Source organism: Paraburkholderia bengalensis (assembly GCF_037126505.1).
Taxonomy (GTDB): domain Bacteria; phylum Pseudomonadota; class Gammaproteobacteria; order Burkholderiales; family Burkholderiaceae; genus Paraburkholderia; species Paraburkholderia bengalensis.
On record NZ_JACFYJ010000027.1, the window covers coordinates 1 to 12,508 of the forward strand.

9 protein-coding genes are annotated in these 12,508 nt (G+C 59.1%); 4 read left to right on the forward strand and 5 right to left on the reverse strand.

The annotated features are described in order from the left end of the window. The first annotated feature begins 341 nt into the window (after positions 1–341). Genes H3V53_RS17685 through H3V53_RS17695 form a run of 3 tightly spaced genes read left to right on the forward strand, consistent with a single transcriptional unit; the run spans position 342 to position 2,681 of the window. Positions 342–1,679, forward strand: a complete 1,338-nt coding sequence (locus tag H3V53_RS17685) for a tyrosine-type recombinase/integrase (RefSeq protein WP_336599055.1) — start codon at positions 342–344, stop codon at positions 1,677–1,679. Then, the gene (locus H3V53_RS17690; RefSeq protein WP_336599056.1) at positions 1,666–2,373 is read left to right on the forward strand and encodes a hypothetical protein; all 708 of its coding nucleotides are present in this window, start codon (positions 1,666–1,668) and stop codon (positions 2,371–2,373) included. The genes H3V53_RS17685 and H3V53_RS17690 overlap by 14 nt, the downstream gene beginning before the upstream one ends. A gap of 2 nt (positions 2,374–2,375) precedes the next feature. Beyond that, positions 2,376–2,681, forward strand: a complete 306-nt coding sequence (locus tag H3V53_RS17695) for a hypothetical protein (protein WP_336599057.1) — start codon at positions 2,376–2,378, stop codon at positions 2,679–2,681. Positions 2,682–2,887: 206 nt separating this feature from the next. On the opposite strand, the gene H3V53_RS17700 is transcribed toward H3V53_RS17695, so the two are convergent. Then, the gene (locus tag H3V53_RS17700) at positions 2,888–3,100 is read right to left on the reverse strand and encodes a hypothetical protein (RefSeq protein ID WP_336599058.1); all 213 of its coding nucleotides are present in this window, start codon (positions 3,098–3,100) and stop codon (positions 2,888–2,890) included. 468 nt (positions 3,101–3,568) lie between these two features. Here H3V53_RS17700 and H3V53_RS17705 point away from each other — a divergent pair, with 468 nt between their 5' ends. Beyond that, the gene (locus H3V53_RS17705; RefSeq protein ID WP_336599059.1) at positions 3,569–3,907 is read left to right on the forward strand and encodes a hypothetical protein; all 339 of its coding nucleotides are present in this window, start codon (positions 3,569–3,571) and stop codon (positions 3,905–3,907) included. Between the two features lie 129 nt (positions 3,908–4,036). Here the strand turns inward: H3V53_RS17705 and H3V53_RS17710 are convergent, their stop codons facing one another. The 4 genes from H3V53_RS17710 to H3V53_RS17725 form a co-directional block, all read right to left on the reverse strand. Next, positions 4,037–5,461 carry a TolC family protein gene (locus H3V53_RS17710; protein ID WP_336599060.1) on the reverse strand — a complete coding sequence of 475 codons (1,425 nt, stop codon included), beginning with the start codon at positions 5,459–5,461 and terminating at the stop codon, positions 4,037–4,039. Beyond that, a complete protein-coding gene (locus H3V53_RS17715) occupies positions 5,451–6,872 on the reverse strand; it encodes an HlyD family type I secretion periplasmic adaptor subunit (RefSeq protein WP_336599061.1) in 1,422 nt (473 codons plus the stop codon). Before H3V53_RS17715 ends, H3V53_RS17710 begins: the two co-directional genes overlap by 11 nt. Further along, positions 6,872–9,019: a type I secretion system permease/ATPase gene (locus tag H3V53_RS17720; RefSeq protein ID WP_336599062.1), complete on the reverse strand. Its 2,148-nt coding sequence runs from the start codon at positions 9,017–9,019 to the stop codon at positions 6,872–6,874. Before H3V53_RS17720 ends, H3V53_RS17715 begins: the two co-directional genes overlap by 1 nt. 71 nt (positions 9,020–9,090) lie before the next feature. Then, the gene (locus H3V53_RS17725) at positions 9,091–12,429 is read right to left on the reverse strand and encodes a beta strand repeat-containing protein (RefSeq protein WP_336599063.1); all 3,339 of its coding nucleotides are present in this window, start codon (positions 12,427–12,429) and stop codon (positions 9,091–9,093) included. Between the last annotated feature and the right edge of the window lie 79 nt (positions 12,430–12,508).

The window sequence follows — 12,508 nt, forward strand, 5'->3', positions numbered from 1 at the left end:
CATCCACGATAGCGCCTACGCGGCGCGGGCGTTGCCGGTGTGTGTTGCCCTTTGCGTGGGCATCCGCGATGGCGCCTCGCGGCGCGCGCGTTGCCGGTGTGTGTTGCCTTTTGCGTGGGCATCCGCGATAGCGCCTTGCGGCGCGAGCGTTGCCCCTGTGCGGGGCATTTTTACTGTTGCACGGAGTTGCCTAGAGTTGCATAAGTCATAAAAATCAAGCCCTTACGTTGCACGGCGTAGCAGGCAATTGCATAGAGTGTCACGCGGAAAGTGTCCTCGATGTGTCCTACGCTGCCCTGTGCGACGTCAGTTTACCGACTTCAGGGAAAGGGCAAAAATCTATGGCACGCGTCAACATCAACCGCGATCTCCTGCTGACCATCAAAGGCGACGGCAAGTCGCGCTACGTTCCCGATGCGAAGCTGCGTGGGTTCTGCATCAAGATATCGCCGACCGGCTCCATCGCCTTCTATTACCGTTGGGACAAGCCGCGCACGGCTGACTGCAAGCGCCAGCAAGGCAGCCGCCACATCGCCGACTGGCCCGGCACCGAACCCGGAAAGGCGCGCGACATGGCCGCGAAGTTCGCTGCGACGGTCGAACACAGCACGGACGACAACCGCACCATTCTCGCGAAGCGCGAGCAGCGCGCGCAGGACGCCGAACGGGTCAAGGTGGTCCCGACCCTAGGGGAGTATCTGACCGACACCTACGGCCCGTTCGTGATGGCCGAACGGGACACGGGCGCGCGCATTGTCGCGGACATCCGCAAGACGTTTGCGTCATGGCTGGCTACGCCGCTGAACCGGATCGCGACACAGGACATCGCGGCCTGGAAAACGGCGGAACTTTCGCGGGTGCTGCGCCCCGCCGCGAACGGGCAGCCGGAAAAGCGTGTCACTCCCGCGACGATGAACAGCAAACTCAACAAGCTGAAGGGGCTGCTGCGCCATGCCGCCGCGACGAAGGTCATCAGCGAGAATCCGGCCGCGACCGTCACGAAAAGCGATGAAGGCCCGGAGAGGGTCCGCTGGCTTCAGCATGACGAAACGCAACGCCTCTATCGGGCGTTGAACGAGCGCGAGGTGCACCTGTGGTCCGAGCGCGCGCGCATCAATGCGGACCCGCATCACGGGCCGGTGTTCGAGCCACATCACCCGTTCGCGGACTACGTGAAGCCCGCCGTGCTGCTCGCGCTTAATACGGGCCTGCGCCGCAAGGAACAGCTTTCCCTGCGCTGGGATGACATCGACCTGCACGCACGTACGGTCACAGTCCGTACAAGCAAGACGAAGCGCTCGCGCGTCGTGCCGATCAACGATGAACTGCTGACCGTACTGTCGGCATGGCGCTCGCAGTGTTGTAGCGGCAACGTTCACCAGATGCTGGTGTTTCCGAATGCAGTCGGCGACGTGCGTCGGGACATCAAGGCGTTCGACGACATTCGTCGAGCGGCCAAAATCCGCACCTTCCGATGGCATGACTTGCGGCATACCTTCGCGACGTGGGCCGTGGCAGGCGGCGCACCGCTCGACGTGGTCAGCCGCTGGCTCGGGCATAGTCGGATCGAACAGACGATGCGCTACGCGCACCGTTCGCCAGAATTCGCAGCAAGCGCCATCAATGCAGTGTCGCGCGGCAGTCAGGCGGCGAACAACTATCTCAATGCCGCCGCTTGACAGGCAGGCTTCTGACCGATCGTTCTCGCTGCCTGTCCGCAGCGCCGGAAGGACGGTGGAGCAACCTGCTGCCCAGCACGCGTCTGCACTTCCTCTGTGTAAATGGCGTTTTGATTTTGTCCGCACCCCCAGTGGGTCAGTTTTATCCGCGTATCAACAATTTGTCTTTCAGTGCTACCGGACAAACGGCGTGACGATGGAAAAATGGCGTGGGAATGTGCTTGGCACGCACTCGAATTTTGTCGACCTGAGCACGGCGCAAAACACGACCATCGGTACGGTCGATCTTAGAAACTGGACGGGAACCGGCTCAGTTGTAGCGGGACACAACACGAACGGAAATATTGCGTTCGATGTGAATGGGCAGGACACGAGCGTCTACGAACCGCTGCCGCTGAACGTCACGGCCAGTTCGGTTGTCGCGCAGTTCACCGGCTGGACGGGGCGCCAGGTCAAATGCGCACTGGAATTCCATCTGCCGCAGACCTCGGCATTCAAGGCGGGCTATCTGAGCCTGTCGTTTTCCGGCCCAGCACCCGGCTACTACGCCAACTATCTCCCCCAGGCGCAATCGCTGTTCGCGGTAGGGATGAGTGACGCGGCTGGCGGTCTCAAGGTACAGACCGACGCCAATCTTTCCTGGTCGTGCATGTCCGGAACGTATCCCTACGTCAAGATCACGCCGTTACGCTGATCATGGACCGCTACTGGAAATCCAACGTCAGCGCGAGCGGTCCCATTGTGCCCGCCACCAATCCAGGCGGGTACCCGTCGGACGGGAGTGCATCGGCAGGCATCGACGGCACGCTGCCCGGCGCGTGGTGGTGTCACAGCGTGACGGAAAAAATCCGTAATGCGATTCTCGGGCTCGGTGGCGTGCCGGACTGGTCTGTCGGCTCACGCGTGCTAAATTCCGCGCCGGCGAGCGGACAGCCGGAAGGCTGGATATGTACGTCAACCGGTACGCCTGGAACGTGGAAGTCGCTCGCCAATATCCAGTAAGCACCATGTCCTACCAAACCGTCATCACGCTTGCTTTCGTCGTGTCCGCGAACGCCTGTACGTTCGTCAATATCGAGGGTGATCACAACAGCGTCAGCGACACTGGCGGACACGGCGGTGGCGTGACTGTCCCGGCCTCGCAGCACGACGATAACGCACTCGACTCATTGCGGCGCCTCAGCACGCAGCACTATCCCCGTAGCGCATCACGTTTCAAATATTCTCAGTGCGCGCTGCGCTGCTTCCAGCGCATCCATGGCTTTCGCGTAGTCATCGCTCGGCGCCACATCAACCATCATCCTGCGGGCTTCGCGCAGCCCCTTGTCCGCATGTCCGAGCGCGAGCTTTATCACATAGAGATCGGTTTCCCTCGCCGGGGCCGGTTCGCGCGGAAATCCCATCACACCTTTTTCGCTCATCACATTCCCTCCCTGGGCAGGCTCACACATGTGCGCTTCATGCCGACTTTTCCGCAAGATCCGACGGAATTTTCTGAAATAATAGCGCCCGCGCACTTAACGCCTACGCGAGCGATCCGCTCCACATCACTGCGGCTTAGACTGTCCATGCCGTCGAAACAGCGACGGCTCAGGCTTCGCAGCCTGAAAAAACGATGGACCCGCGGGCCTGTTTCCGCAGGCTACGCGGCTGCTTCTGCACGTCTGTTGTCAATGGGCGGGCCGTGGCGGGGAGACCTTCGGGTCTGCCGGTTCCGTTCATCGTTATCCGGTCTGCGAACCCTGTCATCGTGCCCGCTCACCCATCCTCATGGGCCGGGCTTCCGTCGAAACAGGAGAGGCCATGTCCGATATCAAACCCAATTCCGTCGAGGAACCCATACTGCGCAGCGGGGCGGTGCACGATGCCCCCAACATCGCGGAGGGCATATGAGAGCAAGCAAACCCTTCGACCGCACCAGGGAAATGACATGTCAGAACGCGCGGCTTCACCGTATCGCGGCCACGGCCGTGCAGGACGCGCGCAACCTCGTCGGTGACATGCAGCTGATCAGCACGCTCGTAAGTGCACTCCTGCGGCCGGAATCGAAAAATTATCGCGCGAGTCTGCTAGAAGCGCTCGCGCACATGACAAGTGTCTGCCTGATTCACGCCACACTCGACAAGGAATACATCGAGATTGCTTGCTCCGGATCACAGGCGACGACCATGCAGGGACAACAGTGCAACGTGGCGATCACTATTGACGGCACGACCGCGCGCCGCTGACACACGAGTTTCATGACCCACGGGCCGGGCGGTCACCGTTGGCCGACTGCGGTGACAGACGGGCACCTCGGAATTTTCCGTCTGTCGGTCACTTTCGGGACGGCACGGCGCCGTCCCGCTTTTCGCTCCCTATTGCAGGTCTGATGGTCCGAGACGCCCGAGTTTTGACGCGAGCGTAATGCGGGAATTTTCCCAATCCGCAATCGCCTGTATGCGCCGTTGCTTCGCGTTCGCAAGCGCGGCCTGGGTGTTCAGCAACTCCAGAATATCGCTGACTCCCGCACGATACCGATGTTGCGCAGCGACCCATGCCCGTTGTGCGATGTCCAGCAGCTTCGCACTGTCGAGTGCATTCTGGGTCGATGCCTGTAGCTGGGCGTAGCTCGTCCAGACATCAAGCGCCACGTGCTGGATCGTGTCATCTACCATATCTTGCGCACGCTGCGCCTGGGCTTCGGCCTGGTGTATCTGGTAGTGCCGTGCAAACCCTTCGAAGAACGGGATGCTGACCTGGAGGCCCATGTAAGCGTCATGTCCCGTTGCTGGAAACGTCGGAATGCCCAGTCCGAGGCTCGCGGGCTGATCGTTTCGACTGTATTGCCCCACGAGACTTAGTGTCGGCAACCCTTCAGCACGTGTCTGTGCAATCTTTGCCAGCGTCGCATCGTAAGTGGCTTCGGCGGCCACAATACCAGGATGCGTACGCTTGACATCATCAATCAGTCTGCTCGCGGATTCTGTAAAGCTGGTATCCGGCTGGATCTGCGATACCACGGCTGGCAGGATCACGGCGACGTATGGATCGAAACCCATGTCGGATGCGAGTGTTCCTGTTTCCGTCGCTGCTTCGCCTTCGGCACGCGTAACGTTCAGCACGGCCTGTTCGTGCAGGGTTTGCGCCTGCAGTACGTCCGTGATCGGCGCAAGGCCGTGGTCTGCCCGGGCCTGAGCTGCGACCGTGCTGTCGTGTGCCATCTTCTCGACATCGCGCGCAATCCGGAGCGCTTCCTGCGCCGCCTGCGCTGCAAAGTAGTCCCTGGCGGCCGTTGCAAAGTCATCCTGAAGCGCGGCATCTTGGGTTGCGCGTGCAGCGGCAAGCATTGCCGATGCATTGTCAAGCGCGGCGATGCGCGCACCAAAGTCGAACAGTACCCAGTTTAGGGACACACTCTCCGAGCGGATTGTGGCCGTCGTCCTCGAGCCGAGCTGCGGATAGTTCTTCACATCGGTTTCGGAACTGTCGCGCACGCGCTGCCAGGTTCCGGAAACGGTAGGCAGAAAGCCTGCACGCGCCTGTCCCACAGCAGCGGCCTGCACTTTTACATCCGCCCACGCAGCGCGCGTTTTGGGATTGAAGCAGAGTGCTCGCGATACTGCCTCGGCCATCCCAAGCGGACGCGGAAGCGGGCCGAACGCGCATGGGTGCCCCTCTGGCAACATGGACGCCGCCGGGCTAGCTGGAACGTTTCCTTCTGCGAACAGGGGATCAAACGCCCACGCTTGCCGCATTGCAAGCAGCACGACGATGATTGCAGCGATCCGCTTACCGCTCATGCATGCTCTCCTGCACGCCTTGAACCAGCGGTCCAAGGAAATACTGCGCGACGCTTTGTCGCCCGGTGGCAATATCCGCAGTCACCGCCATGCCCGGCGTGAGCGCGATCCAGCGGTCGTCAATGCGCATACGGTCGGTCTTGAGCCCGATACGAGCCTTGAAGACAAGGGCCTGTCTCTTGTCCTGTGCGGCATCGTTGGCAACCGATACGACCGAACCTTCGAGAAGGCCGTAACGCGTATAGGGGAACGCCTCGACCTTCACGGCGGCCCGCTGGCCGACTTTCACAAACCCGATATCCCTGTTCTCGATGGTGGCCTCCAGTTCGAGTGCATCGTTCGGGACGACCTCCATCACTGCCTGTGCGGTCGTGACGACACCGCCCAGGGTATGCACGGCAAGCTGCTGTACCGTACCGGATACCGGAGCGCTCAGGCTCATCAGTGTTTCCCGGGTGTGCGCCTTTGTCTCATCGCCGCGGTTTTGCGTGAGGGATTCTGTTGCCTTCTCCAATGCATCGAGCTGCTCGCGCCGGAACTGGGACTGCAGACTGGCAATCTCGGCACTCTGTTCCGAAACGCTCGCCGCCAGCTCCCGGGCGTGACTGCGTTGCGCGACCAGTTCGTGTTCTAGTTCAAGCGCAGCCTGTTCCTTCTGCTGGTAATCGTGCTTCGCGACATACTGGTCCCCAACAAGCGCGCGATAGTCATCGGCCTGTGAGCGCGCAAGCGGTACTGTTGCTTCAAGCTTGCCAATTTCGGCCTTCGTACTGTCGAGTTCCGCCGCACGCTTCACGAGTTCGGCACGCGCCGATGCCAGTCTGTCACGGTATTCCACCCACGCACCTTCAACCTGCCGCTGCATCTCCTGCTGGCGCTCAGCGGGCGCGTCGGCCACAGTTGCGACCGACGGCAAAGCGGCGGGTGTGTTCAGTGCGTCAAGCAGCGCGTGCGCGCGGGCCGCAGCGAGTGCCGCATCGAGGCGCGCGGCCTTTGCCTTGTCTGCATCGGCGGTCACCTGTGTTGTATCCAGTTTCATCAGCAACTGGCCTGCGGAGACCCGATCACCATCACGCACGGCGATGTCGCGTACCACGCCAGTGATTGCCGGCTGGATCACCTTTACACGCGCATCCGGCATCAGCTTGCCCTTTGCCGTCACGACAATGTCAAGCCGTCCGAAGACGGAAACAGCCAGCGTCAGAATCGCCAGCGCGACGACAACCCTTGCTGTCCAGCGAGGCGCGGGATGAACAGGTGTTTCGACCAATTCGAGATGCGCAGGCTGGAATGCCCGCTCATAGTTGAGCCTGTCCGGCCCGTCAAACTGCGTGCGTATTGACCATGCGGTTCGCCAAACCGTCGTATATCGACGCAGTAGGTCTCGAAGCGCCCTAAATCTGGAATCCATCACGCGCCACCGTTCTGTAGTGAGACAAGGTGCGCGTAGTACCCGCGCCGCTGCAGAAGGTCGTCATGCGAGCCCTGTTCAACTATCACGCCGTGATCCATTGCGACGATCCGGTCGGCGTGACGGACTGCGGTGAGACGATGCGCAATCACCAGCACTGTTCGACCCGCACAGATGGCCTTCATGTTGCTCTGGATGATCCGTTCCGTTTCGAAGTCCAGTGCGCTTGTCGCTTCATCGAAAATCAGGATGCGCGGATTTACCAGCAGCGCACGCGCGATGGCGATGCGCTGCCGCTGTCCGCCCGAGAGGTTCGCGCCGTGTTCGCCAACCATCGTGTCGTAGCCTTCCTTCAGTTCGCAGATGAAGTCATGTGAGCCCGCAAGCTTCGCCGCGTGGATGACGGCTTCGAGCGGAGCGCCCGGATCAGTCAGTGCGATGTTTTCGCGCACCGACCTGTTGAACAGCTGGTTCTCCTGTTGCACCACGCCAATCTGCCGTCGCAGCCACGCAGGATCGGCCAGCGCGAGATCGACGCCATCGATGCGCACCGTGCCCTGTTCGGGCAGGTAAAGCCTCTGCAGGAGTTTGGCAAGCGTGCTTTTGCCCGAACCAGAGCGGCCAACGATGCCGATCATCTGTCCGGCTGCGACGTTGACTGTTACACCGTCGAGGATAGGGGGACCATCAGGCCTATAGCGGAACCGTACGTTGTCGAACGCAATCGCTCCCGCAATCTGGGGCAGCGCAGTGCGCGCAGGCGGCAGTTCGGTGCGCGTATTCAGTACGTCGCCCAAACGTTGCATCGAGATTCCCGTCTGCTGGAAGTCTTGCCATAGCTGGGCGAGGCGCAGCACAGGGGCTGCAACCCTCTGCGACATCATGTTGAAGGCAATCAGACCGCCCACCGTCAGCCTGCCGTCGATGACGAGCTTTGCACCCAGAACCAGAGTAGCAAGCGACACCAGCCGTCCCATGTACTGGATGAGCTGCTGGCCGATGTTGCCCAGTTGCGTGACCCGGAAGCCTGATGCCGTATAGGCTGCTAGCTGCGTTTCCCATTTCTTCACAAACTGGGGTTCGACGGCCATCGACTTGACCGTCTCCATCCCTGAAACGGTTTCCACCAGGAACGACTGACTGTCGGCGCCACGTGCAAACTTTTCGTTCAGCCGCCGACGCAGCACGGGCACGAGTGAAGCCGAAATACCGGCGTAGAGCGGCAGCGAAGCCACCACAATGAGTGTCAGCCACACGCTATACAGACACATCACGGCGATGAATACGACCGAGAAAAACAGGTCAATCAGGGCGGTGAGCGCCTGTCCCGTCAGGAAGCTACGGATATTTTCGAGTTCCCGCACGCGGGCGACTGTATCGCCCACGCGGCGCGCGCCGAAGTAACCGAGCGGCAGCGTGATCAGATGCCGGAACAGGCGTGCGCCCAGTTCGACGTCGATCCGGTTTGTGGTGTGCGACAGGATGTAGTTGCGCAGACCCGTCAGCAGTATCTCGAAGGTCGAGGCGAGGAATAGCGCAACGCCTACAACGGCCAGCGTGTTCCAAGTGCGGTTGACGAGCACCTTGTCCATAACCACCTGGAACATCAGCGGCGTAACCAGGCCGAAAAGCTGCAACGCAAACGAGATCGCAAGTACTTCCAGCAGCAGACGCCGGTACTTCACCACGGCCGGAATGAACCACGAGAAATCGAAGCGAGCCAGATCACCCGCTAGCGAGGCGCGCGAAGCGCAGAGGATCAGCTGTCCGCTCGAACGGGCTTCGATCGCCTCGGGTGCTACCACGGACGGCGCAGCCGCATCTGCTTCGAGGATGAGAATGGATTCGCCTGAAACCTTCGCAATCACGAAGTGTCGGCCTGTGCTGTCGAGCGCGAGGGCGGGTAATGGCGTGCGATCAAGTCGCTTGACGCGAAGCGGCGCGATATTAGCCTTCAGGCCCAGCGAACGGGCACTCAGGACGAGTGCATCGGGGGTGACAAGTGCATCACCAAGCGCAGCGGCGTGGCGTAACTGTTCGGGGTCTGCTGCGATACCGTGGAAGCGGGCAATGACGGCCAGGCATCTGAGTCCTGAATCGACGGCGCGCGCGAGGCCTCCATGTGCGGTGGTTTCCGGTGCATTCATTATTAAAATTTGGATAACTAATCGCCTGCCACGACATTACACGCCACGGCAGGCTGAACGATGAAGAATGATTAGTGAGCGCTTGCGGCGAGCAGCATCTGAGGATCGTTCTTTGCAGCGGCGACAACTGAAGCGAAATCCATCGCAGTTTGCGCGCTCATCGCCGCCATGTTAGAGATAAGGTTCTGCACCTGCCCGGTAATAAAATCAGGCGAGAGATCCATCGCCGTCTGCGCACCATATCCCACCATGTTGGAGATCACGTTATCGGTCTGCTGGGCGCTTGCGTCTGCGCCTGCCGGACCGCTCGGTGTGCCGTACGCGTTGTACTTCAGGTTGACGCCAGCAATATCACCCATAGTGCCGTCTGCGCGGGTGAACGTACTGTCTACCAGAATCTCATTGCCATTGCTGTCGCGATTGACCTGCACGCCATTGAGGTCAATCGACGTGATGCCGAGCTGCGCGAAACTGAGCAGTTGGCCCTCTTGAAATGTCCCTGTACCGGTTGTATCGACCCATACCTTGAGGTCGTTCCAGATCGCGTCGCCCGAAGTCACGACATCGTTCACGGTGCCATCGACTTGTTGCACGAGAGATCGGAGCGCGTCGAATCCACCGATGAGTTGGCTGTCCTTGGTAATAGCGGTTGTGTACCCTGCATCGTCCGGATCATAGACTAAGTAACCCTCGCCAGCCGTGCCCCAACCGGTCTGCACTTTTTCTCCGTTGTTCTGCATGTCGAAGTACGTTGACGATCCATTCGCCGAGGTGGTCTGTACCGAATCACCCTTGAGGTTCAGGATGATAGGGTCGACGCCGTCGGGGCATCCGCAGCTTCCGTCCGGGGTACCTCCACAGACATCGATGTTGAGTTCTCCCTGCGTAACAATTGCTCCATCGTCTTGGTCGTTAACCCAACCGGAGAAGGAAAAGGACGTTCCGTTACCGCCTGTGTTCCAGCCACCGTTATAGTAGTAGGACGTCTGCGAACCCGTCGTTGAGTTGAAAGTGGCGCCCGCTGTAATCACGCCCGTTGTGGGGTTGTACTTGTTGATCTGACTGGCATATCCACCAGTGCCAGTGTAGGTATCGACCTCTGTCGCGTATGGATTAACGCCGTCCCATTTCGTAACCGACTGTACAGCGCCGGTTGCAGCGTTAAACTTGTCGTCCTCGATTTCCTTACCGCTTGAATTGAACTTCATAATCTCGGTAGACCAAGGGCCCGCAGCAAGATTGAATTTGATATCTTGGGTTCCCTTGTGTGTCGAAGCATCGAAATACATCGCTTCGGTCAATTTACCGGTCGTCTGATCGTACATGTATCGTGCGGATTCGTAACCGCTCGCAGCATCGACTTTCGAGACCTGATAAGCGTACTGTCCACTGCCGAAGTAGTCGGATTCCGTCACCCGTTGCTGGCCGTCGTAGTAAACCGCCTGCGTAACCCGGTTGTTATTGAAGTTGTAAAGGCTTGTCACTAGTCCATTCTTATACTGGCGGTCCTGCGTCAACTGGTTTGATCCGTTGAAGAAGAGAATGTCGCCATTGGTCAGGGAGATGTTGTCCGTCTGGTTTCCAAACAATGCGACCGTACCGGAGCCGTTCACGGTATAGCCCGCGCCACCGCCGTTCAGATCGATCAGAGCATTAGGGCCGTTGAGTTGAACCGTATCATTCCCGCCGCTGAGAACAACCGTCGAACCAGCCGCTACGGTAACAGTGCTTCCAGTCGCTGTAATTGCGTTGTTTTTCCCGCTGACAAAAGCGGTATTGCCGGTCCCGGACATGCTAACGGTGTTGTTATTTCCGCTGATCCCAAGGTAATCCCCGCCAGCCGAATAAATTGTCACGCCGCTTCCGCTAACGTCCACGTGCGAACCGGCGGTCTCGATAACTGTTCCAGTCACGCCTCCAGCGAAACTCACGCGATTATCATTCGCTGCGGTCGCGCTCTGGCCGTTCCCGCCGGTCGTAATATAGCTCCCATTGCCGTTGGCATTGATCGTTTCTGCAGAGCCCTCCAGGTCAACCCAGTCGTTACCTTGCAGATTCGCCGTCACAGAACTACCAGTGATCGCGGTGTGCGCCGTGTTAACGACGTTAACCGTACCGCTGATGCCAGGGGCGAAGTACACTCGTTGACCACTTGGCGCAGTCATGTTCCTCGGCCCAGACAGGTATTCGAATGTTCCGCCGGTCGTGACGGTGCACCCCGACCCGTATACGCCTGCAGAGACGGTGTCACCGTACAAGCCGACGCTGCCTCCAGACATCAAAGTAACAGTGGTATATTCACCGTAAACGTTTGCTTGAGCGTTTTTACCTAGTGTGATAGCGCAAGCTTCATCGGGTCCTTCAAACTGCTCGAAATCGGGACCACCATGAGAGTTGACAGTATCCGCTATGCCACCGGTGCCGTCGATCGTCAGCTGATTACCCCATTGCAATGTGATGTTGTTGTTGCCACCGTGAACACCGATGATGCCCTCAGTATCGGCAGACACCGTGTTGTTGGAGCCGTAAATGTCGGTTTTTGTCCCCTGAACTGCCGAGATGGTCCCATTCGATATGTTCGTCGTATTGTTGCTGCCTTGGGTATAGACAAAACTCCCCGAGGCCGCATTAATCTTGTTGTTGATGCCTGCTTCATTGATAAATGTCGTTGCACCGCCTGAGATGGTGCAGGTTTCACCCGAGCCGACAATGTAGACTTCAGCAACCTTGTTGCGGTTCGAGTCAGTGAAGCTATAGCTGTAGTTGCCGTCGCCAAATAGTCCGAGAGTGCCGCTCGCCTGTGGGATCGTCCAGATATTCTCGGTGGAGGACGTCGGGTCCTGCAGTGCGCCTGCAATTGTCTTCGACCCGCTGCGGTAGGTAATGCCAGATCCAAATGTGTACAGTGTGCTGCCGTCCGATTGTGTTGTAACACTTGTCGGTAGGTCGACACCGTACCCTGTAATCTGCCCCGAACTGTTTACCTGCGGGACCATCATCCCGCCATTCAGAACGCTATTGATGGTGCTCGACATTGAACTGATGAACGTTGCCTTGTCGGAAGTTGACAGCTGGCTATAAAAGTTCGAAATCGTACTTCGAAGCGAATTGAACGCATTCGATACCGTTGAATCGTTAGCTTGCTTAGACCAACTAAACGCCACCAGCAAAGCAGAAGCCGTACCCAGCACTACCGCCATCCCCGGCCCAGCGGTAAGCGCACCAGCGCCCAGCAAGCTAGCCGAGAACGCATCAAGCTGACTTGCCGTCACGCTACCGAATCCGTTCCGATATATGGTTCCAGCAATCGATCCCGTACTTGCAGCAACTGATAACTGAGCGCTCGTCGCTCCAATCTGTCCGGCCAATGTGCCCGCTTCCGAAGAGTTGGAAGCGAACTGCTGCATCATTTGCAAACCTCCGGCGCCTACGCTCCCAAGATCGGCACCGGCAGCCATTGCATTCGTGACCTTGTCATAGCTCGAACTG

Excerpts from the sequence above, each read along its gene's own strand:
- H3V53_RS17685 (WP_336599055.1), top strand. The coding sequence starts at position 342 with ATGGCACGCGTCAACATCAACCGCGATCTCCTGCTGACCATCAAAGGC.
- H3V53_RS17690 (WP_336599056.1), top strand. The coding sequence starts at position 1,666 with ATGCCGCCGCTTGACAGGCAGGCTTCTGACCGATCGTTCTCGCTGCCT.
- H3V53_RS17695 (WP_336599057.1), top strand. The coding sequence starts at position 2,376 with ATGGACCGCTACTGGAAATCCAACGTCAGCGCGAGCGGTCCCATTGTG.
- H3V53_RS17700 (WP_336599058.1), bottom strand. The coding sequence starts at position 3,100 with ATGAGCGAAAAAGGTGTGATGGGATTTCCGCGCGAACCGGCCCCGGCG.
- H3V53_RS17705 (WP_336599059.1), top strand. The coding sequence starts at position 3,569 with ATGAGAGCAAGCAAACCCTTCGACCGCACCAGGGAAATGACATGTCAG.
- H3V53_RS17710 (WP_336599060.1), bottom strand. The coding sequence starts at position 5,461 with ATGAGCGGTAAGCGGATCGCTGCAATCATCGTCGTGCTGCTTGCAATG.
- H3V53_RS17715 (WP_336599061.1), bottom strand. The coding sequence starts at position 6,872 with ATGGATTCCAGATTTAGGGCGCTTCGAGACCTACTGCGTCGATATACG.
- H3V53_RS17720 (WP_336599062.1), bottom strand. The coding sequence starts at position 9,019 with ATGAATGCACCGGAAACCACCGCACATGGAGGCCTCGCGCGCGCCGTC.
- H3V53_RS17725 (WP_336599063.1), bottom strand. The coding sequence starts at position 12,429 with ATGATGCAGCAGTTCGCTTCCAACTCTTCGGAAGCGGGCACATTGGCC.